This window comes from Serratia sp. LTN-2 (assembly GCF_059740205.1).
The window spans coordinates 10,866-11,193 of sequence record NZ_JCAXDO010000034.1 but is presented as its reverse complement, the minus strand read 5'-3'; the positions used below and the strand labels follow the sequence as shown (position 1 = coordinate 11,193).

Below are 328 nucleotides of genomic sequence, written 5' to 3'. Positions count from 1 at the left end.
CGTTTCAACCGCTTCGCTGAGCCAGGTGCGGACCGTCCGATCGGTAATCTCCCAGATACGTGCCTTCTCGGTTCTGCCGCTTCGCTTGTTACGACGTTCAAGAGGTATTTTCAGAGTGGCCACCATCATCTCCAGCTGGCTGACATAGCTCGCATCAGAAAGCGGAACCAGGCGATGCGTCTGACTGCCGGCAGGCGAACGGCCGGCAGTTCGGGCCGCTTTTTCCGCCCGCTGCTTGAGTGTGGCCAATTGCACGAACGGGTAGGGCGGCGCCAGCGAAAAATCCCCTCGAGTAAGCGCCAGTGCCTCGTTAATGCGGGCGCCCGTA

1 protein-coding gene is annotated in these 328 nt (G+C 60.4%); it reads right to left on the bottom strand.

Features of this window, described 5'->3' with window-relative positions; genetic code table 11:
* Positions 1 to 328: site-specific integrase (locus AC6BYQ_RS27310; protein WP_498057838.1), on the bottom strand; the 328-nt coding region annotated here is incomplete at both ends.